The organism is Streptococcus sp. OMI750, from assembly GCF_047463895.1.
Lineage (GTDB): Bacteria > Bacillota > Bacilli > Lactobacillales > Streptococcaceae > Streptococcus.
On record NZ_JASHCZ010000002.1, the window covers coordinates 170,932 to 195,995 of the forward strand.

General features: G+C 43.8%; 27 protein-coding genes and 1 tRNA gene. 4 read left to right on the forward strand and 24 right to left on the reverse strand.

Annotated elements, in window-relative coordinates; translation table 11 throughout:
• Positions 1–2 precede the first annotated feature (2 nt).
• The gene (locus tag QM830_RS05370; RefSeq protein WP_414325893.1) at positions 3–704 is read right to left on the reverse strand and encodes an ABC transporter ATP-binding protein; all 702 of its coding nucleotides are present in this window, start codon (positions 702–704) and stop codon (positions 3–5) included.
• A gap of 168 nt (positions 705–872) precedes the next feature.
• Here QM830_RS05370 and QM830_RS05375 point away from each other — a divergent pair, with 168 nt between their 5' ends.
• Both QM830_RS05375 and QM830_RS05380 read left to right on the forward strand, forming a co-directional pair.
• The gene (locus tag QM830_RS05375; protein ID WP_414325894.1) at positions 873–2,219 is read left to right on the forward strand and encodes an Nramp family divalent metal transporter; all 1,347 of its coding nucleotides are present in this window, start codon (positions 873–875) and stop codon (positions 2,217–2,219) included.
• A 345-nt stretch (positions 2,220–2,564) separates the two neighbouring features.
• Positions 2,565–3,107, forward strand: a complete 543-nt coding sequence (locus QM830_RS05380) for a TetR/AcrR family transcriptional regulator (protein ID WP_009731433.1) — start codon at positions 2,565–2,567, stop codon at positions 3,105–3,107.
• A 129-nt stretch (positions 3,108–3,236) separates the two neighbouring features.
• Here QM830_RS05380 and tehB read toward each other — a convergent pair whose 3' ends face one another.
• The 15 genes from tehB to QM830_RS05455 all read right to left on the reverse strand — a co-directional run bounded on the left by tehB (position 3,237) and on the right by QM830_RS05455 (position 16,670).
• A complete protein-coding gene (gene tehB / locus QM830_RS05385; RefSeq protein WP_009731434.1) occupies positions 3,237–4,100 on the reverse strand; it encodes an SAM-dependent methyltransferase TehB in 864 nt (287 codons plus the stop codon).
• Positions 4,101–4,228: 128 nt separating this feature from the next.
• Positions 4,229–4,696, reverse strand: coding sequence for an SsrA-binding protein SmpB (smpB, locus tag QM830_RS05390; protein ID WP_009731435.1), 468 nt, complete (start codon positions 4,694–4,696; stop codon positions 4,229–4,231).
• A complete protein-coding gene (gene rnr / locus QM830_RS05395) occupies positions 4,659–7,019 on the reverse strand; it encodes a ribonuclease R (RefSeq protein WP_414325895.1) in 2,361 nt (786 codons plus the stop codon). The genes smpB and rnr overlap by 38 nt, the downstream gene beginning before the upstream one ends.
• A gap of 98 nt (positions 7,020–7,117) precedes the next feature.
• Positions 7,118–7,351 carry a preprotein translocase subunit SecG gene (gene secG / locus QM830_RS05400; RefSeq protein ID WP_414325896.1) on the reverse strand — a complete coding sequence of 78 codons (234 nt, stop codon included), beginning with the start codon at positions 7,349–7,351 and terminating at the stop codon, positions 7,118–7,120.
• 41 nt (positions 7,352–7,392) lie between these two features.
• Positions 7,393–7,542: a 50S ribosomal protein L33 gene (gene rpmG, locus QM830_RS05405; protein WP_003005699.1), complete on the reverse strand. Its 150-nt coding sequence runs from the start codon at positions 7,540–7,542 to the stop codon at positions 7,393–7,395.
• On the reverse strand, positions 7,532–8,650 hold the full coding sequence (locus QM830_RS05410; protein ID WP_414325897.1) for a multidrug efflux MFS transporter: 1,119 nt from the start codon (positions 8,648–8,650) through the stop codon (positions 7,532–7,534). Before QM830_RS05410 ends, rpmG begins: the two co-directional genes overlap by 11 nt.
• A gap of 97 nt (positions 8,651–8,747) precedes the next feature.
• Complete coding sequence (coaE, locus tag QM830_RS05415) at positions 8,748–9,344, reverse strand: dephospho-CoA kinase (RefSeq protein WP_414325898.1); 597 nt, start codon at positions 9,342–9,344, stop codon at positions 8,748–8,750.
• Complete coding sequence (gene mutM / locus QM830_RS05420; protein WP_414325899.1) at positions 9,345–10,169, reverse strand: DNA-formamidopyrimidine glycosylase; 825 nt, start codon at positions 10,167–10,169, stop codon at positions 9,345–9,347. It lies immediately after the preceding gene.
• Positions 10,170–10,214: 45 nt separating this feature from the next.
• Positions 10,215–11,114, reverse strand: coding sequence for a GTPase Era (gene era / locus QM830_RS05425; protein ID WP_016465947.1), 900 nt, complete (start codon positions 11,112–11,114; stop codon positions 10,215–10,217).
• Between the two features lie 29 nt (positions 11,115–11,143).
• Positions 11,144–11,542: a diacylglycerol kinase family protein gene (locus QM830_RS05430; RefSeq protein ID WP_223363435.1), complete on the reverse strand. Its 399-nt coding sequence runs from the start codon at positions 11,540–11,542 to the stop codon at positions 11,144–11,146.
• Positions 11,523–12,020, reverse strand: a complete 498-nt coding sequence (gene ybeY / locus QM830_RS05435; protein WP_048689623.1) for an rRNA maturation RNase YbeY — start codon at positions 12,018–12,020, stop codon at positions 11,523–11,525. The genes QM830_RS05430 and ybeY overlap by 20 nt, the downstream gene beginning before the upstream one ends.
• 91 nt (positions 12,021–12,111) lie before the next feature.
• Complete coding sequence (tetB(46), locus tag QM830_RS05440; protein ID WP_223363434.1) at positions 12,112–13,848, reverse strand: tetracycline efflux ABC transporter Tet(46) subunit B; 1,737 nt, start codon at positions 13,846–13,848, stop codon at positions 12,112–12,114.
• Between the two features lies 1 nt (position 13,849).
• Positions 13,850–15,574: a tetracycline efflux ABC transporter Tet(46) subunit A gene (gene tetA(46), locus QM830_RS05445; protein WP_223363433.1), complete on the reverse strand. Its 1,725-nt coding sequence runs from the start codon at positions 15,572–15,574 to the stop codon at positions 13,850–13,852.
• 403 nt (positions 15,575–15,977) lie between these two features.
• A tRNA-Thr gene (locus QM830_RS05450) sits at positions 15,978–16,050 on the reverse strand.
• Positions 16,051–16,100: 50 nt separating this feature from the next.
• Positions 16,101–16,670, reverse strand: a complete 570-nt coding sequence (locus QM830_RS05455; protein WP_223363432.1) for a GNAT family N-acetyltransferase — start codon at positions 16,668–16,670, stop codon at positions 16,101–16,103.
• 205 nt (positions 16,671–16,875) lie between these two features.
• Here QM830_RS05455 and ald point away from each other — a divergent pair, with 205 nt between their 5' ends.
• On the forward strand, positions 16,876–17,988 hold the full coding sequence (gene ald, locus QM830_RS05460) for an alanine dehydrogenase (RefSeq protein WP_414325900.1): 1,113 nt from the start codon (positions 16,876–16,878) through the stop codon (positions 17,986–17,988).
• Positions 17,989–18,035: 47 nt separating this feature from the next.
• Here the strand turns inward: ald and QM830_RS05465 are convergent, their stop codons facing one another.
• From QM830_RS05465 to rplK, 8 genes are all read right to left on the reverse strand, one after another.
• Entirely contained in the window at positions 18,036–19,031 is a 996-nt protein-coding gene (locus QM830_RS05465; protein WP_049490841.1) for a PhoH family protein, read from the reverse strand.
• A gap of 79 nt (positions 19,032–19,110) precedes the next feature.
• On the reverse strand, positions 19,111–19,326 hold the full coding sequence (locus QM830_RS05470) for a YozE family protein (protein WP_003005127.1): 216 nt from the start codon (positions 19,324–19,326) through the stop codon (positions 19,111–19,113).
• Positions 19,327–19,336: 10 nt separating this feature from the next.
• Positions 19,337–20,191 carry an RNA-binding virulence regulatory protein CvfB gene (cvfB, locus tag QM830_RS05475; RefSeq protein WP_414325901.1) on the reverse strand — a complete coding sequence of 285 codons (855 nt, stop codon included), beginning with the start codon at positions 20,189–20,191 and terminating at the stop codon, positions 19,337–19,339.
• Positions 20,192–20,290: 99 nt separating this feature from the next.
• Positions 20,291–20,848 carry a ribosome recycling factor gene (frr, locus tag QM830_RS05480; protein ID WP_003005165.1) on the reverse strand — a complete coding sequence of 186 codons (558 nt, stop codon included), beginning with the start codon at positions 20,846–20,848 and terminating at the stop codon, positions 20,291–20,293.
• Between the two features lie 19 nt (positions 20,849–20,867).
• The gene (gene pyrH / locus QM830_RS05485) at positions 20,868–21,599 is read right to left on the reverse strand and encodes a UMP kinase (RefSeq protein ID WP_009731451.1); all 732 of its coding nucleotides are present in this window, start codon (positions 21,597–21,599) and stop codon (positions 20,868–20,870) included.
• Positions 21,600–21,734: 135 nt separating this feature from the next.
• Entirely contained in the window at positions 21,735–23,177 is a 1,443-nt protein-coding gene (locus QM830_RS05490; protein WP_009731452.1) for an APC family permease, read from the reverse strand.
• A 128-nt stretch (positions 23,178–23,305) separates the two neighbouring features.
• The gene (gene rplA / locus QM830_RS05495; protein ID WP_003005355.1) at positions 23,306–23,995 is read right to left on the reverse strand and encodes a 50S ribosomal protein L1; all 690 of its coding nucleotides are present in this window, start codon (positions 23,993–23,995) and stop codon (positions 23,306–23,308) included.
• 97 nt (positions 23,996–24,092) lie between these two features.
• Positions 24,093–24,518 (reverse strand): 50S ribosomal protein L11, encoded by a 426-nt coding sequence (gene rplK, locus QM830_RS05500; RefSeq protein ID WP_003005369.1) that lies wholly within the window; start codon positions 24,516–24,518, stop codon positions 24,093–24,095.
• A 160-nt stretch (positions 24,519–24,678) separates the two neighbouring features.
• Between rplK and QM830_RS05505 the strand changes: the two genes are divergently transcribed.
• A complete protein-coding gene (locus QM830_RS05505; protein ID WP_414325902.1) occupies positions 24,679–25,023 on the forward strand; it encodes a DUF3397 family protein in 345 nt (114 codons plus the stop codon).
• The last annotated feature ends 41 nt before the right edge of the window (positions 25,024–25,064 follow it).

Genomic DNA, 25,064 nt, shown 5'->3' on the forward strand with positions numbered 1-25,064 from the left:
TTCTAATATTCTAGTGTCGCAATATCTTGAGGGGCCTCATTGACTTCGACTGACTGAACCTTTGCATCGTGCATGCGAATGACTCGGTCCGCAATTGGAGCTAGAGCAGCATTATGGGTTACGATGATGACCGTCGCTCCTTTTTTTCGAGACATATCCTGTAAAATCCCCAATACTTGCTTCCCTGTCTGGTAATCCAATGCTCCCGTCGGCTCATCGCAAAGGAGAATTTTAGGGTTTTTCGCCACTGCCCGAGCAATCGCCACCCGTTGTTGCTCTCCACCTGACAATTGGGCTGGAAAATTATGCAGACGATTTCCAAGTCCTACTTCTTTTAATACGGTTTCTGGATCTAGAGCATCAGAAACAATTTCTGATGCCAACTCGACATTTTCCTTAGCTGTTAGATTGGCCACTAAATTATAAAATTGAAAAACAAAGCCAACATCATCCCGCCGATAATCCGTTCTTTGATGGGGATTAAGCTTAGCAATATCCACACCATCAATCAAAACCTGGCCTTCATCGTTGGTGTCCATCCCTCCTAAGATATTGAGAACCGTTGATTTACCAGCACCTGAAGCTCCTAAAATGATGACCAATTCTCCTTGCTCAATCTCAAAAGAAACATCCTGATTGGCGAGAATCTCTGTCTCTCCACTCTTGTATCGCTTGTAACAATGTTTCATTTCGATGTAGGCCATTTTCTCTTTCCTCCTGTAGTTTCTATCTATATTATAGTCCTTTTCTTCTAGATCTCAAAGGAATAGGGAGATCAAAGATTTGCAAGATCCCTTAGAATCATGAATGATTGTCAATTTTATGCTATAATGAGAAACAAATTTTAGTTATTGTTAGAAAGAAGGCTCATTGTGAGTTTACAACAGTTTGAAAGGAAATCACTTCAAGAAATCAATCAATCTATTGATGTTCCAAAAGGAATCCCCTTTTGGAAGGCCCTCCTGCTCTTTTCAGGACCAGGTAGTCTCGTAGCAGTCGGCTATATGGATCCGGGGAACTGGATCACCAGTGTCGTTGGAGGAGCACAGTATCGGTATCTCCTTTTATCGGTGGTTCTCCTCTCTTCTTTAATCGCCATGCAGTTACAACAAATGGCTGGTAAACTAGGGATTGTCCATCGCAAAGATCTGGCCCAAACGACCGCCCATCACTTACCCAAATGGCTTCGCTATACTCTTTGGCTTGTGATCGAGCTAGCTTTAATGGCAACAGATTTAGCTGAGGTCATCGGATCAGGGATTGCCCTCCACCTTCTCTTTGGTTGGCCCTTACTCTTTTCCATCCTCATCACCATCTTTGATGTCTTCCTTCTCCTAGGCCTCATGCATCTGGGCTTTCGTAAGATCGAAGCTATCGTTTCAACCTTGATCCTAACGATCCTCGCAATTTTCGGCTACCTAGTCTTCCTATCGAAGCCAGATATCGGAGGAATCTTCGCCGGCTTTCTCCCTCAAAAAGAAGTAGTCGGAATCGGGCTTCCAAAGGGAAATGAAGCCTTGACCTTGGCATTAGGAATCATCGGGGCAACGGTAATGCCCCACAACCTCTACCTCCACTCTTCGATCTCTCAAACACGAAAAGTCGATTACAACGATCCAGCGGACATCAAGCGTGCGGTGCGTTTTATGACCTGGGATTCCAATATCGAATTAAGTTTGGCCTTTGTCGTCAACTCCCTGCTCTTGATTCTTGGGGCCGCCCTCTTCTTCGGACACGGTGACAAGATCGGTGCTTTCTCTAGCATGTACGATGCTCTCAAGGATAACCAGATTGCAGGAGCTATTGCCAGTCCTTTTCTGTCCACACTCTTTGCCATCGCTTTGTTAGCTAGTGGTCAAAACTCAACCATTACTGGTACCCTAACCGGTCAAATTGTTATGGAAGGTTTCCTAAAATTCCGACTGCCACAATGGTTGGTCCGTCTTATGACCCGCATCATTGCTCTCCTTCCAGTCATCATCGTTGCGATTTTATTTGGAGACCAGGAACATGTCTTGGACGACCTGCTGGTCTATTCTCAGGTCTTTCTATCAGCAGCCCTCCCCTTCTCTATCTTCCCCTTGGTTTATTTCACCTCCAATAAAGATATCATGGGAGAACACGTCAATGCCAAATGGAATACCCTCTTAGGCTATCTAGTCGCAATTGTCCTGACCATCTTGAATCTTCATTTAATTGTAACAACCTTTATCAAATAAGGAAAACCAGCACTTTGAATGGTGCTGGTTTCTTTTGTTTCTCAGGTCACTTTCTCCATCTTGTTTATTCTTTTCCTAAAAATTTCCTGACCATTTTTTTAGAAGGGAATTATTTTAAATCACTAATTATTGTGATATTTTCACAAATTCTTGCCGAGCCCCGCCAGTCATAAACTTGTGATTTTTTTACATACTTTTACAAGCCTTTCAAAAATTGGAAAAGTTGTCTGATTTATCTTTTTAGAGTATAATGCTATTTGTTAGTGGCGTGAAATTATTTAACCTGTAAATTATTTCAACGTCAAATAAATAGAAACAGACTCATACAACAATAGAAAGGAACATATGGCACGACAAAGACAAACGACAACCAAGGCCGATTTGAGAGACGCGCTTTCAAAACTGCTACTGCAGCAACCTTTTGAAAGCATTACGATTCGACAATTGACAGAAACCGCTGGGATCAACCGCGGGACCTTCTACTTGCATTATGTAGATAAATACGACATGTTCGAACAAATGAAAATGGATATGGTGCAAGAATTGGATAGTCTTTTTGTTGAAGGAAGCCCTGTCAAGGTGAATTTTCTCAATGTCTTAACGACCATTAAAGAAAACTATGACTTTATATACGCCCTCACTCAAGCCTGCTATTCGGACTTTCGTAAATTGGTAAGAGGTTTTACCCTTCATGCATTAGACGATACTCCCCATGCTGAGGAGCACATCATCTCAGACTTCCAGGTTCCCTACAAATATGGCCTTGAGATTTTCATTGCTACAATCGAATCTGTGATTGTGACCTGGCTAGAATCTGGATCTAAGGAAGATCCAATCGAGATTGCAACCATCATTCTTAGTGTCTCAGATTTTACTAGCTGGAACTAAGCTAGCCAACCTTTTCCAACTTTCGTGGAGAAGGTTTTTCTTTTTGGCAAGTAAGGAAGGACAAAATCTCCTTGTGTAGATTCTTCAGCCGAGATCAAAAAAGCGAGATCCTATTGTCTCGCTTCCATTCTATTCCTTTTTCTTTGCTAACATGGTTGCAAATCGAAGTTGGATTCGATTGCCGTTCTCATCTCGTCGATGAAGATGGCCGGGATTTTCGTTGTACTTAACCAATTCCCAATCCTTATAATACTCCGCCAGTTCCCCTTCTTTAAAGGTAAAGGAGAAGGGCACCTGGCAGGGATAATCATCCGTATCCATGGCACAGACAATCAGATTGTAACCACCTGGATTGGTCTGTTCCTGCATATTTCGGATGATAGCTGGAATCCGATCAGCCTCTAGAAACATGAAAACTACCGTTGACACAATCAAATCATAGTGTTGGGTGAGGGCTGCAGCATTGATATCATAGAGTCCCACAGGCATTTCTAGATCTTCCTCAGCGACAATGCTTTGCAAGATTTCAAGAGCCAGTTCATTTTGATCCACGGCTGTCACGTCAAAGCCATGTTGGGCTAAAAAGAGAGCATTGCGACCTTGCCCGCATCCTAGATCCAGTGCCTTTCCAGCTGGAACAATCTTCACTGCTTCTAACACTTCTGAATGGACAGGATTGGTGTTGTACTTTTTGGGAAAATAGTCTTTTGGCTCACAGTAAAATTCTAAGTACCACTCCACATCGTCTGTTGCAGCTTCGACACGGTGCCAGGCTTGGGGTTCTACCATGGGGTTCTCGGCTCCAGCTTCAAAGATATGGCTAGCGATTTCTTCCCCATCTTCTGTCAATTCAATAAATCTTAACTGACCTTTTAGAACCGTAATCTTCCCCCAGGTCCCCACCTTAGTATTGTGTTTGTGTCGGAGGGCTTCTGGCATGGTATCCTTGTTCCAGAGGGGCATGCGCTTGTAGGCAATCAATTTTTGAGTCATATAGCTTCTCCTTTTTCTTTCAGTACCTTTATCATACAGAAAAAAGAAGCTCTTGACAAGTTCGAAAAAGAAGAGGCCGTCTCTAAGAAAAAAGCAGTTCTGAAACAAGTTTCAAAACTGCTTTTTGATTACCGTGTATTGTATTGCTTCATGACCCGTGCGATGTCTCGGTTTTGTTCCCGACGTTTGATGGATTCGCGCTTGTCATAATCATGTTTCCCTTTGGCAAGTCCCAAAAGCAATTTGGCATAACCGTCTTTAAGATAGACTTTCAATGGCACCAGGGTCATCCCAGTTCCTTTGGTTTCTTGGTCCAGCTTTTGGATTTGCTTTTTGTGAAGCAGGAGCTTGCGGCGACGATCTGGATCTTGGTTCCAGATATTTCCTTCCTCATAAGGGGCAATATGCACATTACTGAGCCAAACCTCACCATTTTTTACTTGTGCAAAGCCATCTTTCAAGTTAATGCGTGCTGCACGGACACTTTTGATCTCTGTTCCTGTCAGGACCATCCCTGCTTCAATCGTATCCACGATGGTGTAGTCGTGTCTCGCCTTTTTATTTTGCGCGACTACCTTTCCTTCGCCCTTTGCCATGTTTGGCTCCTTTCTTTGCTACTTCCTTGTAAAAAGGTTTCTTTCCTTTTTTCTTTTTGGATTTAGGAGAAGCATCTTTCCGTTTTTCGTCTCTTCTGATAGACGAACTCTTAGAAGCTTTTTTCTCCTTGCGTCTACGTTCTCTGCGATTGCTATCGCGATCACGCCCCTTGGCCTTGAGTCCTTTTTCAACGACATCCCATTCACTCGGAATGTAGGAGAAATCAATCTCTCCGGTCATCTTGTCAGCTCTTTCTACCTTGATCCGGATCTGCTGACCGACACGGAAGGTCACTCCGGATTTTTCCCCACGAAGGGTGAGATCTCTTTCGTTAAAATGGTAGAATTCAGGGAGATTGGTAATATGGATCAAGCCTTCAACTGTATTTGGCAACTCCACAAAGAGGCCAAATTTCACCACACTGGAAACCACGGCATCGTACTCTTCCCCAACATAGTCTTCCATGTATTCGGCCTTTTTCATAGCCTCTACTTCGCGCTCGGCGTCAATAGCCCGGCGCTCTCGACTAGAGGATTGGCTGGCAATGTCTGGAAGGACTTGTTCAAAGTGTTCAGCCGCTTCTTGAGATTTTCCGTATGCGCGCACCATTCGATGAACCATGAGGTCCGGATAACGACGAATGGGACTGGTAAAGTGAGTATAATACTCCGCAGCGAGCCCATAGTGGCCATGGTTGTGCTCTGAGTAACGGGCCTGTTGCATCGAGCGCAACAACATCATCGAAAGGACATCTGCATAAGGTTCTCCTTCAACCTTGCGCATGATTTCTTGCAGGGCTTCTTGGCTCATCTCACTAGCCGTTCCGTAGATCTGGATCCCAAAGCTAGAAGCATAATCGATAAACTTCTGTACTTTTTCTGCCTTTGGATCTTCGTGGATCCGGTAGATGAACGGCAATTTCAGTCGCGTAAAGTGCTCCGCCACCGTTTCATTGGCAATCAACATAAAGGACTCAATCATCCGCTCCGCAATTCCTCTTTGACGGAGGACGATATCAACTGGTTTTCCTTCTTTATTGACTAATATTTTAGCCTCATTGGTATCAAAATTGAGGGCTCCTCGGCGAATCCGCATGCTTTCTAGAATACCATGCAAGGTCGCCATTTGATGAATACTTGGGACAATTTTCTTAAATTCTTGAGCTTTATCTTCGTCTCCCGCTAAGATATCATTGACGTCGCTATAGGTCATTCGGAAGGTTGTATTGATCACTGTTTGGGTAATGGTATGCTTGACGACCTTTCCATGAGGATCAATCTCCATGATGGCAGACTGGGTCAGGCGGTCTACATTCGGATTTAAAGAACAGATCCCATTGGACAAGCGTTCTGGAAGCATGGGCACTACTCGGTCGGTCACATAGACAGAGGTTGCACGATTTAGAGCTTCCTTATCAAGAGCTGAGCCTTCTGTAACGTAATAAGAGACATCTGCGATGTGAACCCCCAGCTCAAAGTTGCCGTTCTTGAGTAGCTTGATATGAACAGCATCATCCAAGTCTTTGGCATCTGCCCCATCAATCGTGAAGGTGATCTCCTCTCGCAGATCCAAGCGTCCTTCTATATCCTTTTCAGACGGTGCATCTGGAACCTGCTCGGCTTCTTTCAAAACTTCCTCAGGAAATTCTGAGACGATATCCATAGATTCCAACACTTCTAAGACATCAATGCCTGGATCTGTCACATGACCTACCACATCGCGTACAGTCGCTACAAAATAATTGTGCTTACGGCTCGGGTATTGGTCAATTTCAACCTTGAGAATTTCGGTACCTTCTAATTGGATGGCTGGCTTCTTCACATAGATCAGCTGACTGATCTTTTGATTTTTCGAACGAATATAGCCGGCATATTTTGGCTTTTCCTCGTCCAGGACGATTTGTCCGACTACCGTTTTAAGACTATGTTCCAAGACATCAATAATCTTGGCCTCAGCTGCAGTTCCCTTGTTTCGGTCTGCAACCTTGGTGATGACGATCTCAACGGTATCCCCATCGATGGCATGATAGACATCATTTCGTCCAACAAAGAGGTCCTCTTCTTCGCCCTCTAAACTGACAAAACCAAAGCCATTTTTATGGGCGTGAAAGGTGCCCTTGAGGGTAATTGCTGGCGCCTTCTTTTGGGATAAGCACAGGGAGCCATCATCCTCAAATTTTAACTCATGACGGCGTTCCATCAGAGAGATGGTCTTGACCAACTCACGGAAATCCTTAGACCCTTCCTTTCCTAGAGCAGCTGCTAAATCATTGATCTGGACTTTGCCATGCTCTTGTAAATATTCTTTTATATCTGTTTTCATTGATTTTTTACTGGTTATCCAGCCTCCTTTTTTCTATCTAATTTTATAATCATCGTTTTGCAAAATAAAAATAGGCAAAGACATTGTCTGAGCCTATCTTATCTACTAGAAAGTACCATTAAGATCATCGCGATCAATAACCAAAAGAAGATCATAATGGCTGTCAAACGCTGCATCACGGCTTCAAAACCACGCGCTTTTGAACGTTCAAACAAGTCATTTGAGCTAGCGTCAAAGACGTTGCTCGATTGGTTTTTAGTTGGTTGCATAAAAATTGCGATAATAATCAATGCTGATAATACTAGTAAAATAGTTGTTAATGCTCCGCTCATATTCAAAACTCCTTAAAATCTTCACTATTATACCACGAAAATCATTTTGATTCAATATGTAAGGTTACTTTTCTTTCCTTGGGACAATACTTCAAGACCTCGATCTTCTCAGGATGGGTCTTGGTATTTTTACTGGTCAAATAATTCTGACTCCCACAGCTGGTGCAGGTCAATTGAACTTTAATTCGCACGTATCTCTCTCACTTTCAAATACTTTCTAAATAAGAATAAGAGGAACATTAAATCAGTAAAGGCCAAAAGGGCTGTTCCGTAAAAGACCCAATGATAGCCAAAATGCATGAAAATACTCGATCCCATCATCGGACCGAACACCCCACCCAGATAATAAAAGAGCTGGTTGTAGCTAAAAATCCGAGAGATCCCTTCAGGAGGAGTTAAGCGATTTAACAAAGCGGAAACTCCTGGCAATAAGGCTCCGGTCCCAACTCCAAAGAGAAAACGTAAGATTCCTAATTGCAGGGGCGTTTGGGCCTGAGCGCAGAGGAGATAGAGACAGCCACTATAGAGAAGAGCCAGCAATAAGAGCCGGTGATTCCCGATTCGGTCCCCGAGTTTACCCATCCAACCTGAAAAGAGCATACTAGATATCCCCATAGCCGAAACAATCATCCCCGATACAAAAATCAAGTTATCTCTTTGCCCTAAAGCTCGCACATAAAGAGGCAAGATTGGAGAAATAGATTGGGCGATCATTTGAATGGTCATACTGGTCAAAAAGAGGCCTAAGAGAATATCCTTTTGCTGAATGGACATGAGCAACTGCCAACTGGATTTTTGTTCTTCTTTTGGCAGGGGCTCATAGTCTTCCTCGATGCCCCAAAAGGTTAAAAGGGACACTAGAAATAAGAAACATCCTACCAAAAGAAAGACATTGCGCATTCCCAGATTTTCAGCAATGAGTCCCCCAAGCAAAGGCCCCATCAAGGTTCCAGCTACGACACCGGTCGACAAAGTCCCCAGGGCATAGCCTGATTGGTCCTTTGGGACTTGACTGGCAATCAAGGCTGTACTATTAGGGACAAAGCCTGAAAAGACACCGTTGAGAAAGCGCAAAACCAAGAGCCAAAAGACGGATGGCACAAAGGCAATCCCTCCCATGGTCAGGGTCATAGCAATAGAAGCCCTGAGCATCATGGGTTTTCGACCATAGCGGTCGGCCAGGCTCCCCCAGATAGGAGACATGATCGCAGAGGTTACAGAAGAACTCGCGACGGCAATCCCAGCATAAAAAGGAACAGCCTTGCCCGTAACACCCAACTCTTCTACAAAGAGGGCCATAAACGGCACAACTAATGAAAGACTGGCTCCGATGAAAAAGCATCCGATCCAGGCGATCCATAGATTTTTACGCCAATTGACTTCTCTTGTGATAAAATCATCTTCTTTCTAATTGTTCTAAGGCTCTATCTAATTGGGCATAGAGAGCAGCTAGATCCTCATTATTGTCTAAGACCAGATCTGCATGGGTTCTTTTTTCTTCTAGTGGCATTTGAGACGCAATGCGCTCTTGAGCCTGTATTTCTGACAAGTGGTTGCGTTCCATCAAACGTTTGAGCTGAGTTTCTTTTGATACAGCCACCAACCATACGGCTTCAAACCACTCTTCATAGCCTTGCTCGATCAAGAGGGGAATATCCATAAAAAAGAGATCGGATTGAGCTGCTTGCCTGTCTCTTGCATCTGCCAAAGCCTCACGAATGAGCTGGCCTTGGACGCGATTGGACCAGTCTCGTTCACTAGGATCTGAAAAAATCCGTTGACCTAGAGCGACGCGATCCAGCTCTCCTTCTTTGGTAAGGATCTCTCTACCAAAATGATCTACTAGGACACGGTAAAGGGCTCCTCCTGGTGCCTGCAAGTCACGGACCACTCGATCAGCATCAATGACAGGATAACCTTTTTCTCTCAAATAGGAGGTGACAGTGGACTTTCCTGAAGCAATCCCTCCTGTTAATCCAATGATTCTTGCCATCTAGTTCTCCTTTTGACAGTGCGGGCAAAAATGGGTTCCGCGTCCCCCCAGCTGGATTTTCTCAATCGGTGTCCCGCAGCGTAAACAAGGATGGCCTGTTTTTCCATAGACCTGGTGTTCCTCCTGCATGGTGCCATCCTCTCCGAAGGCATTGCTATAAGAGCGAATGGTGGAGCCACCCTTTTCAACAGCTTGGGCAAGCACAGCAATCGTTTCTTTGCGAACGGCTTTAGCTTCTCCAGCAGTCAAGCTTTGACCCAAACGGGCTGGATGAACCTTGGCTCGATAAAGGACCTCATCTACATAGATATTGCCCAGACCAGCCACTAATTTTTGGTCTAAAAGAGCTGATTTAATGGGTTTCTTTGATTTTTTAAGAGCTGCTTGGAAGGCTGGCCCTTTAAAATCTGATTCTGTTGGTTCTGGACCAATCTTTTTCGCCAAAAAGTAGCTGTCTACAAGCTCAGGTACTAAGACTTCCATGGTCCCAAACTTGCGGACATCTTCATAGACCAGGGTGCTGCCATCTGTAAAGTGAAAGAAGATATGGGCGTGCTTGCGAAAAGGGACTTCGTCTGGATAAAAGAAATACTTGCCTTCCATCCGCAAATGCGAGATGAGGACCAGATCCTTCAGATAAAACAAGAGGTATTTCCCGCGGCGCCCCATAGCCAGAATTTCTTGACCTGGGAGATCTTGACGAAAAGCATCCAGATCCGTCTGAATCATCTTTGTATACTTTACTTCCACTGACTGGATGGTTTTTCCAAGAATTAATTTCTCAAGACCGCGTCGGACAGTCTCTACTTCTGGTAATTCAGGCATAGAACTCCTTTCAAAAACAAGAAGCAGGCTTCTGCCCACCTCTTATTAATATTCTTTTTCGTTGTATCCGAAATCAGCAAGATCCAATTTCTTATCCCGCCAATTTTTCTTGACCTTGACCCAAGTTTCTAGGAAGACCTTGTCCCCTAGCATGAGCTCGATATCCTTACGCGCAAGGGTTCCGATTTTCTTGAGCATGGCGCCACCTTTTCCGATGACAATGCCTTTTTGGCTATCGCGCTCGACCATGATGGTTGCACGGATATGGACCTTATCTGTCTCTTCATCCCGCTTCATAGAATCCACGACTACTGCAACAGAGTGAGGAATTTCTTCCCGCGTTAAATGCAAGACCTTCTCACGGATCATTTCAGAGACCAAGAAACGCTCTGGATGGTCAGTGATTTGGTCAGCAGGGAAATATTGGAAACCTTCTTCTAAGTTTTCGCTCAAAATATCAATCAAATGCGAAACATTGTTTCCTTGAAGGGCTGAAATCGGCACAATTTCCTTGAAATCCATCTGACTACGGAAGTCATCGATTTGCGCCAAGAGTTGGTCAGGGTGCACCTTGTCGATCTTGTTGACCACCAGAATAACCGGTACCTTAGCAGCCTTGAGGCGCTCGATGATCATGTCATCGCCTTTACCACGTGGCTCGTCTGCTGGCACCATAAAGAGAACGGTATCCACTTCTCGAAGAGTGCTATAGGCCGACTCCACCATGAAGTCTCCAAGCGCTGTCTTGGGTTTGTGAATCCCTGGGGTATCGATAAAGACAATCTGTTCCTTATCGGTCGTGTAGATTCCCATAATCTTATTACGCGTTGTCTGCGCCTTATCACTCATGATGGCAATTTTTTGCCCCATGACGTGGTTCAAAAAAGTTGACTTCCCGACATTGGGACGTCCTAAAATGGCTACAAAGCCTGATTTAAATGTCATAGTTTCCTTTCATGAGGGAAGTCTCCCTCTTATCCAAATACCAAAGCCCACAACTTGGGCACAAATATGATGAGACCTGTCACAAAGGCAAAGCCCGAAATGACGAGAACCGCTCCTGCCGCCATATCCTTGGCATTCTTTGCCAGCATGGAGAAATGGTAATCGCTCGCCAAATCCACTACATTTTCAAGAGCAGAATTCATGATTTCAAAGGCAATGACCAAAGAAATACTTAAGAGTAGAAAGAGCCACTCTGTTGCTGAAATGCCAAAAAGGAAGCCTGCAACAATCGCTAAGATAGCTGAAAGTGCATGCTTACGCATATTTCGTTCCTCTTTAAAGGCTGTGAAAATCCCTGTTAAAGCAAATTCAAGACTGGCAATCAGTTCTCGATTTTTCCATTTTCGTTTATTGTCTTGTGAGTCCATAGGCTGTCAAAATCTCTTCCTGTAAGCCAAACATTTCCTTCTCTTCTTCCGGCGTATAGTGATCATAACCGTTGATATGAAGGAAGCCATGCACTGCTAAAAAGCCCATCTCGCGCTCAAAGCTATGGCCATACTCAGCAGCTTGCTCACGCGCCTTGTCTACAGAAATAAAAAGCTCTCCAATATAGGTATCGAATTCAGCCATCATCTCTGCTAACTCTGGATGGTCTTCTAAATCTTCTTCTGAAAAAGCAATGTCCATCTCTGGTTTGTATTCCAGACTGATCACATCCGTTGGGCGATCCGTGTCCCGGTATTCCAAGTTCAATTCATGGCTACGTTCGTTGGTTACAAAGGTCACTGCCATTTCCTTGTCTTCTTTGCCCAATTTTTTTGCAGCAAATTCTAAAATTTCCTGGGTTTGTTTGATCATTTCTTCAGAGACTTGACCGGTCTCATCAACCATTTCAATATACATCTTGGATCACCTCACTATCATTTCAATTATAGCATAAAAATAGCGTATATACTAGAATACACGCTACTTTTACTATTTGAAGAATGCCCTTTTATTCAACCGTCTGTTGGATAGCTTGCATCTGGGCATAGATGCCACCATGAGCAATCAAGTCTGCATGTTGCCCACGTTCGACAATGCGCCCTTCTGATAGAACCAAGATCTGATCTGCATCTTGAATGGTCGATAAGCGATGGGCAATGATAAAGGTGGTCCGGCCCTTTTGCAGGACTGCCATAGCCTTCTGAATGATCTCCTCTGTCTCCGTATCAATGTGGGAGGTTGCTTCGTCCAGAATCAAAATTTTCGGGTTCATGTAGAGGGTCCGCGCAAAGGAAATCAGTTGGCGCTCTCCACTTGAAAAGGCCGAGCCTTTTTCAACTACTGGATGATCAATTCCCTTTTCAAGACGCTCTACAAAAGGCCAAGCCCCGACTTTTTTCAGTGCTTCTTTGACCCCATCCCGGTCAATATGTTCCTGACTCATGGCCACATTACTAGCAATGGTTCCTGTAAATAGATAAGGATCTTGCAGAACAATGCCCATGTGGCTTCGTAGGCTCTCACGAGAGACTTGGCGAATATCTTGCTCATCGATCAAAATTGCCCCTTCTTGAGGATCATAGAAACGATAGAGCAGGTTCATAATAGAAGACTTACCTGATCCAGTATGGCCCACAAGGGCGATAGTTTCCCCAGGGCTAGCCTGAAAGGCAATATCCCGCAGAACTGGCTTACCTTCTTCATAGGCAAATTGAACGTCGTCAAACACGACCTCTGCCTTTTCTATCTTCAGTTCCAATGCACCATCGGCCTCTAACGGTTGGTCTAAGAAGGCAAGGACGCGGCTCCCCGTTTCTAAGGATCGCCGAATATTTGGGAATTGACGACTAAGATTGGCCATGAGATCAAATAGATTAATCACATAGTTAATATTGATAAATAAGAAACCAGCCGTCACACCGATATTACCCTGTAGGAAAGAAATCCCAGCGATAGTCAAAATGCCTGCAATCACTAAAAACTTGAGCAATTCCGTCAAGGTCCAAGAAGCGATAGAATCGGCTAAGAGGATTCGATCATTTGCTCCTAACATCTTCTGGGTAGTGGCTTCAAACTCCTCCACCACACCAGGCTCTTGATGATAGAGCTGAATCATACTAGCACCGTGCAAGAGTTCATTGACCTGGGTATTGACCTCGCTTCGCGCATCAAAGAAATCCTTCATAGGCTGGTCCGTCATGACCTTGTAGAGATACTGGATCCCATAGAAAATCGGAAAGACCAAACACAAGAGAAGGCCCATCATAGGACTCAGGTAAAAGAGAATCCCTAGGATAAAGAGAAAGCGTACCAAATAGATGACTAAAATCATACAAGAGTTATAAAACTGGGTCCTCAAGGTCTCCGTATCATTGACAATTCTTGTCGCGATCTTCCCAGCCGGCTTATCATCAAAATAAGAAATAGGCAGCCCTTGCATGACTTGAAAGGCTTGGTTCCTCAGACTAGCGGTTACTTGATTACTTCCATGTAGCAAGATCCGATTGCCCATGTAGCTAATCAGCTGCCCCAGGCTCAAGACCAAGAGATAGAATCCTCCCATCTGAAGCAAGTCCCCTTGTCCTCCACCGTGGGTCAATGCAGTCAAAGGCCCATCGATCATCTTTTGGAGAAGAAAGGGAGACAATTCAGAAAAAATGGTGGCTAGTAAGAGGCAAATGAAGCCAGCAAGAAAGACAGTTAGATAAAGCGTGATCATAGATAATAATCGTTTCAATACTTTCATCTTATTCTCCTTCCTGTTTTTGTTGCCGTTGGTATTGTTCATAATACCAGCCCTCTTGAGCTAATAAATCACTAGCCCTGCCTTCTTCAACAATCTGTCCTTGATCCAAGACGATGATCCAATCAGCCTGATGGACAGCCGACAAGCGATGAGAAACAATGATGGTCGTCTTGTCTTTTCGTTCTTTTTGAATGGTGTCAATAATGGCCTGTTCGGTCTTCGCATCCACTGCCGAAAGGGAATCATCTAACAACAAGAGATCTGCATCTCTTAAGAAGGCACGCGCCAAAGAGATCCGCTGTTTTTGACCTCCTGATACAGAGACCCCTTTCTCACCGATCAGGGTGTCCATTCCATGAGACATCCGCTCGAGATCATCCGCAAAAGCAGCTTGGGCTACTGCTTCCACCAAGTCTTCTTGGCTGGCTCCTTTTTTACCAAGCGCTATATTCTCACGGATAGACTTAGAAAATAAAATATGTTCTTGGGAAACATAACCAATTTTTTCTTCAATCGAGTGTCGGTTGTAGTCCACGATCGGTTGCTGGTTGACCAAGAATTCTCCCTCACCAACTGGGTATTGCCGCAAGAATTGTCGAACCAGGGTAGTCTTTCCTGCACCGGTACGACCAACAATTCCAACCGTCTGTCCTCGCTGGATAGTCCAATCAATGCCTGATAGGCTCTTTCGATCAGCACCAGGATAACTGAAGGAATAATCCTTAAACTCTACCGAATCGATCTGCTCTAAATAGTGTGTACCATCTGGCTCCAGATCATCTGTCTCATCAATCACTTCTTTTAGTTTTTTATAGGACATTTGCCCTGTCTGATAGACCAAGATCAGGTCCGCCATCATCCACATAGGCTCAATTAAAAAGACCAAATACAGCTGCAAGGCCAATAGCTTGCCAAGGCTCAACTGCCCACTTGCTAGGGACTGTCCTCCAAATAGCAGGAGCAAGACTGTCGAGAATCCAATAAACAACAGGGCTAAGGGGCCAAAAGAATATTGGATAGAAGCAATTTTGTCCCCTGTTTTGGATAGACTAGCCGTTTTCTTCTGAAACTGTTTGACCTGCTGATCCCGTCTACTATAGGCCCGCATGACCCGGATCCCTTCGATGGACTCCAAGACTTCATCGTTCAACTGAGCAACCGCTTCCCGGTTTTGCTCAACATACTCCTCCTGCTTTCTACTCAAAAAATAGGTAGAGACGACAAGGAAGATCATGGGAATAAAGGAAATCAAGGTTAATTGCCAAGAAATGAAAAACATGGTCGGAATAATAAAGGCAAACAAGCCACCGCCAAACAGGAGCACCATCATCCCGTAACCAGCCATATCGGCCATACCATCCACATCCGTCGTAAAGCGCGTCAAGAGGTCCCCTGAGCGAAATTTCTCAAAAAAGGGACGCCGCATAGCTACTAGCTTACGAAAAGCTTGTCCCTGAAGGGTCGCCTTGAAATGGACTGACGACTGAAAGAGTCGCAACTGCCAATAAAAAGCCGTCAGGTAATTGAGGATGGCTGATCCCACCAAGAGGACCATATCCCATACAAAGTTTGATTGCGTCAGCGTCTGCTGACTCAAATGATCCACTAAACGCTGGATGACTTGCGTCGGGATCAATAAAGTGTAATCATAAAGAATCAGGACCATAGCGATCTTCACATATCGCCACTTGCGCTCCCTGATATACTCCCAAATAGCTCTGATCATATATTCTCCTTTTCAAAATGGCACAGAAAAAACCCAAGTAGGAGCTGAGTACGTGCTCAGTCCACACTTGGGCCTTCTGATGCCTGTCACCAATTCAGTTAAGGCAGGCAAAAATGCATACAAAAAACCCAAGACAGACTCCTCCATCTTGGGTTTCATTCAATTTTTACATAGAACTCAACTGAGATTGGAGAAGCTGTGTATTCAATTGTGTCATCAAAACATCTACTTTGTTCATGATGGTTTTCTCCTTTCTCTTTGTTGTTCTAACTTTACCACGGATTTCTGTGCTTGTCAACGTTTTTTTGAAAATTGTTGAAAAAAGGTCCATAAATAGGCACTCAATTAGAAATTAAAGCAAAAAAAGAAGCCTAGATCCCCTCTAAGCTTCTCTCTTCTTCTATGCTAGTTGCCGGGATTGAACCGGCGACCTCATCCTTACCATGGATGCGCTCTACCGACTGAGCTAAACCAGCAGTACCTATCTACTATATCATGGAGATAGACCTTTTGTCAATATCCTGACTCATTTTTCTGCCAAATATTCTTCCTTCGTGAGGACATAATGAACTCTCGTCACCATTCGCCCTTCTTCATGCAGGTCTAGCATCGCGTAGGGCTCCTCGTGAGAATATTTCATCCCTGATTTGGCCATCACCCGTCCAGAAGCTGGGTTGTCCTTATCATGTACGGCAACGAGCTTGTTCATCCCTAACTGTTCAAAAGCCAGGGAAATGACTGCCTTGGTAGCCTCTGTCGCAAGACCTTGGTTCCAATAGTCTTTATTCAGAACATAGCCGATACTCCCCTTCTTCAGACAAAGATCCAAATCCAGTAAATCAATAGTCCCGATAAATTTTCCATTTTCTTTTAGCTCGATCCCCCATCTGCCAAGTGGGCTCGCTAGGTAAAAGAGGGCAATATTATTACGCGTCTCTTCTAGACTTTGATTGGTTGCAAAGGTATAGCGCGTAACTGTCTCATCAGAAGCATACTCAAGCATAGCCGGTGCATCTTCAAGAGTGACCGGACGCAAGTGCAAGCGCTCAGCCTCTATTTCTCGATAAGCCGCTAACTTCACATATAAATTTTCCATTTGACTCTCCTTCTTTAGGGATTAGTTTAGCAAATAACATTAAGGAAGGCAAGCTCAATTTTTTCTTGCTTTTTAACCCACTTTTCTATAAAATAAAAACAATCAATTAAAAGAGTTGGATAAGGAGTGAAAAGGTCATTGAGTTAGGAGGGAATCTCACACCAATGGCCTTTTTACACCCATATCTAAGTAAGGAGAAATAATCATGTTAATCGGTATCCCAAAAGAAATTAAAAACAATGAAAATCGTGTTGGCTTGACACCTGCAGGTGTACAAAGCTTGGTGAAGAAAGGCCATCAAGTTTTGGTAGAAACAAATGCTGGACTTGGTTCTGGCTTTGGCGATGAAGATTACGCCAAACAAGGAGCGACTATCGTTGCAACTGCTGCAGAAGCTTGGGCAGCTGAATTGGTGGTCAAGGTCAAAGAACCCCTCGCTGAAGAATACGACTTCCTTCGTGAAGACCTCTTGCTCTTCACCTACTTGCACATGGCTGCAGCTCCTGAATTAGCAGATGCCATGGTGACTGCTAAGACAACTGGGGTAGCCTACGAAACCGTTCGAGACCTTGAAGGACAATTGCCGCTCTTGGTGCCAATGAGTGAGGTTGCTGGACGAATGGCGGTTCAAATCGGGGCTCACTTCCTCACTAAACAAGAAGGTGGATCTGGTGTCCTCCTAGGTGGGGTACCTGGTGTTCCTAAAGGGAAGGTTACCATCATCGGAGGCGGGGTCGTTGGAACCCACGCAGCTCGGATTGCACTTGGACTCGGCGCCCAAGTGACTATCTTGGATATCAGCGCTAAACGTTTGGCTGTTCTGGAAGATGTCTTTGGTCACCAAATCCAAACCCTTATGTCCAATCCATTTAACATTGAAGCCAGTGTCCGTGATGCCGATGTTGTTATCGGAGCTGTCCTGATTCCTGGGGCTAAAGCTCCTAAATTAGTGACAGACGATATGGTTAAACAAATGCGTCCAGGTTCTGTCATCGTGGACGTAGCTGTGGACCAAGGTGGGGTTATTGAAACAGCAGACCGTGTCACAACGCATACGGAGCCAGTTTACGAAAAACATGGTGTGCTCCACTATGCCGTTGCCAATATCCCAGGGGCTGTCGCTCGTACCTCTACTATCGCCCTTACCAATGTGACCCTTCCTTATGTCGAATCCCTAGCTGACAATGGCTTCCACAAGGCCATTGCCCTCGACGAAGGCCTGCGCCAAGGGGTCACCACTTACCAAGGTCACATCACTAGCCAACCCGTTGCTACCGGTTTAGAGCGTGACTTCTCACCAATTGATGAATTGGTTTAATTTCTAACATAAAAAAGGCAAAGATCTGATGATCTTTGCCTTTTCTTTTATTCTTCTTCTTCCACATCCGGTTTTTCTTTGAGGACTGGATTTGGGATGGGCTCGTAGGCCCGGATAATTTCTGCTACTACAGGATGGCGAACAACATCCTTGGCAGAGAAATGCACAAAGTCAATTTGAGAAATGTTCTTCAATTTCTCCTGGGCATCAATCAAGCCGGATTTGACATTTCGAGGAAGGTCGATCTGGCTGGTATCTCCATTGACAATCATCTTAGAGTTAAAACCAAGACGGGTCAAAAACATCTTCATCTGCATGATGGTGGTATTTTGCGCTTCATCGAGGATGACAAAGGCATCGTCCAAGGTCCGCCCCCGCATATAAGCCAAAGGCGCAATCTCGATAATCTCCCGCTCCATCATCCGAGTGGTTTGGTCTTTCCCTAAAATCTGGTAAAGAGCATCATAGACCGGACGTAGATAAGGGTCTACTTTTTCTTTAAGATCCCCTGGTAGGAAACCAAGGCTCTCTCCAGCTTCTACAGCAGGACGGGTCAAAATGATCCGCTTGACCTGACCACGCTTGAGGGCAGTCACGGCCAAAGTCACTGCTAGGAAGGTTTTCCCAGTCCCCGCTGGTCCAATCCCAAAAGTGACATCATGGTTCTTGACACTATCGACATAGATCTTTTGACCAAGCGTTTTAACCCGAATGGGCTTGCCGTAACTATCCTTAATAATCTCTTCTTCATAGAGAGCGATGAACTTATCCAATTCCCCATTTCTCACCATGGTAATGGCGGTCACCACATCTGGCGTACCAATGGTCATACCACGGTTAACGAGGACCAAAAGAGCCTGGATGACTTGACGAACCTGCTCGCAGGTTTCTTCTTCCCCAATGATTTGGACGATTTCTGTCCGGGCATGAATAGTTACCCCAAATTCTTGCTCCATCAAACGGAGATGGCGTTCGTTAGATCCAAACAAATGAAAGAGATCGTCTGGATGCGTTAATGTAATTTCAACTGAATGTTCTTGCAAATAAAGAACCTCTCTACCTGTATTTTTCTATTATTATAACAAAGAGGCCGAGAAAAAACCATCCTCGACCTATCCTTCTCTAGTGGGCTTGGTATTCTTCCCAAATCGCATCAAAATCGCCAAGATTAAAGGAAAAGCTGGCATGCTCTTCTAGATAGCGACTGACCTCGTCGAAGTCATCTGTATGCTTGGGAAAAGCAGACTCGTGAAATGCAAGATCTGCTAGAATGGCCTTAGGAGCATTGCTTTTAGGATTGCGCTCTGTCATCAGCCAAGTATAAAACGATTTTCGCATAAGCCCCCTTTTAGATCAACTCTGTTCCAAATTGGTCTTGCTTGATTTTTTTAGCCTTCATCAGCCCACCCAAAGCCTTTTTGAACTGCCCTTTTGAAATCCCAAAGGTTGCCTTGATATCTTCTGGAGACGATTTATCATTCAAAGTCATAAAGCCTCCATTGGCTTCCAAATAGGTCAGAATCATTTGAGCATCGTTTTCAAGCATTTCAAAAGAGCGTGGCTTCAGCGACAAGTTCAAGGTCCGATCCACCTCACGGAATCCAATGACCCGGGCATCTAGGACTTGTCCCAAGCGTGGTTCTACATAGCGCTCACTTGGATGGATAAAGCCCAGCATATTGTTCTCTGGGAGATAGACAAAAGTCCCAGACAATTTCAAGCGGTAGACAATGGCTGGCCAGTTTTGGTTTTGCATATTGTTGTAAGCTGGACGAGCCAAACGCTGGAAATCTTCCTGATAGGCCAAGATCCCCCAAATACGATCTTTCTTATCAACTTCTAAGCGAATATAGAGACGATCGCCCTTTTTAGGCCATAGATCTTTGATCTCCGGTAGGATATCTAGTGAGACAACAATCTGCTTATCTGGAAGCCCTGTATCGACAAAGACTCCCAGGTCCTTGCGCACTTCCGTGACCGTTCCCCAGCCAAAGCTTTCTTGAGTCGCAGTGACTTCAAGCGTCGTGAGTCGGAGCTTTTGCTTCATATCGGTATAGGCAAAGCCCTTAACACTTTCTCCGACTTGATGCGATCCTTCTGCTTTATCAAGCGCGTAGGTCTGGCCATCTTTTTGAACAAAATAGAAGTGATCATTTTCATCAATGACCATTCCCATGATGTAGCTTGCTAAATTTGTATTCATACTTCCTTCTTTCTTCTTGCTTCTTCACAAGAATAATGGAAATAAAACCCAGCCAGCAGTGCCAACTGAGTCTTTCTTTCCAGTAGTGGTTGAGATGGATTAAACTTCCATCAATTCTTTTTCTTTGTGAGCTGTCATTTCATCTACATGCTTAACAGCATCATCCGTAACTTTTTGGATCTCTTTTTCAAGACCTTTCAATTCATCTTCTGTGATTTCTTTTGCTTTTTCTTGTTTCTTCGCTTCATCCATAGCATCACGACGAATGTTACGGATCGCTACTTTAGCATTTTCACCCACTTTTTTCACTTCTTTTGCCAAGTCACGACGAGTTTCTTCTGTCAAAGCTGGGATAACCAAGCGGATAACAGACCCATCATTGGCTGGAGTGATACCAAGGTCAGATGCATTGATGCTGTGCTCGATGTCTTTCAAAGATGATTTATCAAATGGTGTGATCAACAAGACACGCGCTTCTGGAATCGTGATAGATGCCAATTGGTTCAATGGAGTCTCTACTCCATAGTATTCTACGAAAATACGATCCAAAAGACTTGCATTTGCACGTCCAGCACGGATGCTACCAAATTCACGTCCCAAACTTTGGTGAGACTGAGTCATTCTTTCTTTTGCTTTTTCTACGATTGGGTTTGCCATAATTTTCCTCTATTTTCGATTATTTTTCTACGTTATTTGATACAGTTGTACCGATATTTTCACCAAAGACAACGCGTTTGATATTGCCTGGTTCATTCATATTAAAGACAACCAAGTCAATGTCGTTGTCCATGGAGAGAGTGGAGGCTGTTGAGTCCATGATGCGAAGACCTTTGTTGATGACATCACGGTGGGTCAATTCCTCAAATTTCACAGCTGAAGCATCTTTTTTCGGGTCGGCATTGTAAACACCATCCACCCCATTTTTGGCCATAAGAATGGCATCTGCTTCAATTTCAGCTGCACGAAGGGCTGCGGTCGTATCTGTTGAGAAGTAAGGAGAACCAATCCCGGCACCAAAGATCACGATCCGATCTTTTTCAAGGTGACGAAGGGCACGACCACGGATATAAGGTTCTGCGACTTGTTGCATGGCAATCGCTGTTTGAACACGGGTATCCACACCAACTTGTTGAAGCGAATCTGCCATCACAAGAGCATTCATGACAGTTCCGAGCATCCCTGTGTAGTCTGCTTGGACACGATCCATCCCTGCTTCAGCAGCAGGTTCTCCACGCCAAAGATTTCCACCACCGATAACCAAGGCAATTTCAATTCCAAGTTCGTGAACTTCCTTGATTTCTTGAGCCATTTTTTGGACAGTTTTGATATCGATTCCGACACCACGTTCGCCAGCAAGGGCTTCACCAGATAGCTTGATTAAGATACGTTTATACTTAGGTTCTACCATTTTCTCTCTCCTTTTTTGATCTGTATTATTTTACCATAAATTACGTTTTTTATATAGTCATATCCATCAAAATTTTTTATTTTCAAAAAGCTGTCTAACAAGGAAAAATCCCAGTCCGAGGACTAGGATTTACCATTAGACTTTTTTCTTTTCGCGACGGGCAATCCATGGCAAAATAATGCCTAATGCAATCAAGACAAGCGGAGTCAAGATATTGGTCAATAGAGAGAATTGCCAAGCGACTGGGTCCACCTTAAAGTCCACTTTTGGCACCATCCCTAAAATACAGGCAAAGGCCGTGAACAGGAAGCACCAAGCTCCAATAATAAAGCCTAGTTTTGGACTCTTGGTCATCTTGTATTCTGCATCTTTGTACTTCTTCCAAGCACGATTGAGCATGATATAGGCAAAGAAGACCCAGAGGTACCGCATTGGCATCACAACAGAATTCAGGTTGGTCATCCATTTTACTAACCCATCGATTTCTTGAATCCCAAAGAGGGGAACGACGATAAGAAGACTGACCAAAATTCCTGTCAGGAGGTAACCATTGGTCAAGACGCCTTTCTTGCTACGTTTGCGAAGCCAAGAAGGAATATATTCATCGTCTGCATTATGGAGCAAGATTTGAAGCGGAGCATCAATCGAAAAGGCCAGGGCTGCGATTTGTCCAATCATGTCTGTCAAAGCATAGACAATCACTAAGACATTCCCAACTCCCCAGTGTTTCCCAAGAATTTGGAAAGCTTGGAAGGCTCCATTTCGCATCAAATCTTCTGGAATATGTCCACTGTCAAAGAGCATCCCCATAGCCAAGGAACCAAGGATGGCAGAAAGTCCAACCATGATTGCCATAACAATCATTCCTTTCGGAAATTCACGCGCAGGATTACGGGTTTGGTTGACATAAGGAGAGATCTTCTCAGCTCCACCTACCGCAAAGACTAAGAGAGAAATAGTAGTAAAATAAGAGAAGTCAAAGTTTGGAATATAGGTGCTCACCTGATCCATATGTTGGGTCGCAAATTGCATACCCGGATTGATGAAAGGAACTCCAACTGCTAATAAGACAAAAAGGAAGGACATGATCAGCATGGCACTACCAGCCAAACCACCAATGACTTTCAAGGTCGTCAAACCTTTGGTAGAGAGATAGAGAAAAATTCCAAAAATAATCAAGCAAAGGATAACCACCCATTGGATGCTTAAGCCACTCACAAATTTGTCATTCCCTTGAAGAACCCAACCTAGAGAAATCAGAATTCGTTGAGGTTTTTGAGCTAAATAGGGAATATGTACAACCCAGTAGGTCCAAGCCGCAAAATAGGCGAGACGTTTTGTAGATGTCTTTTCAACCCACTCACTGACACCACCCCCACTTTCTTTAAAGGTTGAGCCCAATTGGCCAACGATCAAAGCATAGGGAATGAAATAAATTGCCAAGATCAGGATCCAGGAAACAATAACAGAAATGCCTTGGGTCGAATAGTTATTCACGACATTTCCCAATCCCCACACCATATTAAAAGCAATGAGTGAGACCATGAGCCAATTTAATTGGTTGTGATCTTTCTTCATAATAGATCTCCTTATTTTTTGATAGATCTAGTATAACATTTTACTTCTGGTTTGTAAGCGTTTTCTGGTGATTTTGTTAAAAGTTTTTGACACAAAAAAAGCTACCCGAAGGCAGCTTTTCATTTCAATTAAAGTGAGTTAACATCCACTTTGATACCAGGACCTTGAGTTGTAGTCAAAGTCAAGCTAGTTACGTAAGTACCTTTAGCTGTAGCTGGTTTTGCTTTTTGGATTGTGTCGTTGAAAGCTTTAAAGTTTTCAACCAATTTAGTATCATCGAATGAAACTTTACCGATGATCGCTTGAACGATACCTGCTTTATCAGCACGGTAAGTGATTTTACCACCTTTAGACTCTTCAACAGCTTTCGCAACATCCATTGTTACTGTACCAGTTTTAGGGTTTGGCATCAAGTTACGTGGTCCAAGGACACGTCCAAGACGTCCAACAAGAGCCATCATGTCAGGTGTAGCGATAACTACGTCGAAGTCCAACCAACCATCGTTGATTTTCGCAACAAGGTCATCTTCACCTACGAAGTCTGCACCAGCAGCTTTTGCTTCTTCAGCTTTTGCACCACGTGCAAATACAAGAACGCGAGCAGTTTTACCAGTTCCGTTTGGCAATACCATTGCACCACGGATTTGTTGGTCAGCTTTTTTCACGTCGATATTCAAGTTGTAAGCAACTTCTACAGTTGCGTCAAATTTTGCAAAGTTAGTTTCTTTTGCAAGAGCTACAGCTTCTTCTACGCTGTAGACTTTTGTGCTGTCGATTTTTTCAAGAGCAGCACGAAGTTGTTTGCTTTTTTTAGCCATTTTATCTTTCTCCTTGTAATGTGGTCATATCGATTTTCATCTCCCACGTCACTCGTCATTTGATCAAGTGTATTGCGGGCAAATAGGATTGTTACAATTAGTCAGTAACAGTGAATCCCATAGAACGAGCAGTACCTTCGATCATACGCATTGCAGACTCAATGTTTGCAGCGTTCAAATCTGGCATCTTAGTTTCAGCGATTTGTTGTACTTGTGCACGAGTTACAGTTGCAACTTTCGTTTTGTTCGGTGTACCTGAACCTTTTTCAACACCTGCAGCTTTTTTCAAAAGAACAGCAGCTGGTGGTGTTTTTGTAACGAAATCGAATGATTTGTCTTCATAAACAGTGATAACAACTGGGATGATCATACCAGCTTGATCAGCTGTACGAGCGTTAAACTCTTTAGTGAATCCCATGATGTTGATACCTGCTTGACCAAGCGCTGGACCAACCGGTGGAGCTGGAGTAGCTTTACCAGCAGGGATTTGCAATTTTACAAGTTTTTCGACTTTTTTAGCCATTTCTTAAATCCTCCTTTGTGGTTTTGGCGGTAATTACAGATTTTTACCTCCCACAAGTATGCTTTGTGCATACCTTTCTATTATACACGATTTCTCTTTTTTTGCAAGAAAAAATTAAAATATAGTAAACTTTTTTTTCGTTTTATGATAGAATGAAGCTATGTTAATCAAAGTTGCTTCTGTATTATTTATTTTTTTAACGCTAATTCTGAGCGGCATCATTGTTCACCTCTTTAAGCTTCAAAAAAGAGGATGGCGATCCACTGATATTGCCTTTCCTTTATTTGCCTTGGAGTACTATTTGATCTCAGACAATGCCTTTTACCACAGCCTCTTACCTTTGCTGTCCTTGAGTCTGTCTCTTTTAGCCCTGGGGCTAACGGTTTATTTCTTAAAAAAGAAAAAGAGTTTTTACTATCCTAAATTTATCAAATACTTCTGGCGTGCTGGATTTCTGGTTACCTTCTTGCTCTACCTGATCTTAACAGCTAGTTTGTTTATCTAATACCAAAAGGAGGCTGGGACAAAAGTCCTAGTCTCTTAATT

Coding starts and splice junctions, on each gene's coding strand:
- frr (WP_003005165.1), bottom strand. CDS start 20,848: ATGGCAAACCCAATCGTAGAAAAAGCAAAAGAAAGAATGACTCAGTCT.
- rnr (WP_414325895.1), bottom strand. CDS start 7,019: ATGAAAACAGATATAAAAGAATATTTACAAGAGCATGGCAAAGTCCAG.
- era (WP_016465947.1), bottom strand. CDS start 11,114: ATGACATTTAAATCAGGCTTTGTAGCCATTTTAGGACGTCCCAATGTC.
- mutM (WP_414325899.1), bottom strand. CDS start 10,169: ATGCCTGAATTACCAGAAGTAGAGACTGTCCGACGCGGTCTTGAGAAA.
- QM830_RS05410 (WP_414325897.1), bottom strand. CDS start 8,650: ATGGCCCTCTTTGTAGAAGAGTTGGGTGTTACGGGCAAGGCTGTTCCT.
- QM830_RS05370 (WP_414325893.1), bottom strand. CDS start 704: ATGGCCTACATCGAAATGAAACATTGTTACAAGCGATACAAGAGTGGA.
- pyrH (WP_009731451.1), bottom strand. CDS start 21,599: ATGGTAGAACCTAAGTATAAACGTATCTTAATCAAGCTATCTGGTGAA.
- ybeY (WP_048689623.1), bottom strand. CDS start 12,020: ATGTATATTGAAATGGTTGATGAGACCGGTCAAGTCTCTGAAGAAATG.
- cvfB (WP_414325901.1), bottom strand. CDS start 20,191: ATGAATACAAATTTAGCAAGCTACATCATGGGAATGGTCATTGATGAA.
- rplK (WP_003005369.1), bottom strand. CDS start 24,518: ATGGCTAAAAAAGTCGAAAAACTTGTAAAATTGCAAATCCCTGCTGGT.
- tehB (WP_009731434.1), bottom strand. CDS start 4,100: ATGACTCAAAAATTGATTGCCTACAAGCGCATGCCCCTCTGGAACAAG.
- QM830_RS05470 (WP_003005127.1), bottom strand. CDS start 19,326: ATGCGAAAATCGTTTTATACTTGGCTGATGACAGAGCGCAATCCTAAA.
- rplA (WP_003005355.1), bottom strand. CDS start 23,995: ATGGCTAAAAAAAGCAAACAACTTCGTGCTGCTCTTGAAAAAATCGAC.
- ald (WP_414325900.1), top strand. CDS start 16,876: ATGTTAATCGGTATCCCAAAAGAAATTAAAAACAATGAAAATCGTGTT.
- QM830_RS05430 (WP_223363435.1), bottom strand. CDS start 11,542: ATGGACTCACAAGACAATAAACGAAAATGGAAAAATCGAGAACTGATT.
- QM830_RS05380 (WP_009731433.1), top strand. CDS start 2,565: ATGGCACGACAAAGACAAACGACAACCAAGGCCGATTTGAGAGACGCG.
- coaE (WP_414325898.1), bottom strand. CDS start 9,344: ATGGCAAGAATCATTGGATTAACAGGAGGGATTGCTTCAGGAAAGTCC.
- QM830_RS05455 (WP_223363432.1), bottom strand. CDS start 16,670: ATGGAAAATTTATATGTGAAGTTAGCGGCTTATCGAGAAATAGAGGCT.
- QM830_RS05505 (WP_414325902.1), top strand. CDS start 24,679: ATGTTAATCAAAGTTGCTTCTGTATTATTTATTTTTTTAACGCTAATT.
- secG (WP_414325896.1), bottom strand. CDS start 7,351: ATGAGCGGAGCATTAACAACTATTTTACTAGTATTATCAGCATTGATT.
- QM830_RS05490 (WP_009731452.1), bottom strand. CDS start 23,177: ATGAAGAAAGATCACAACCAATTAAATTGGCTCATGGTCTCACTCATT.
- smpB (WP_009731435.1), bottom strand. CDS start 4,696: ATGGCAAAGGGCGAAGGAAAGGTAGTCGCGCAAAATAAAAAGGCGAGA.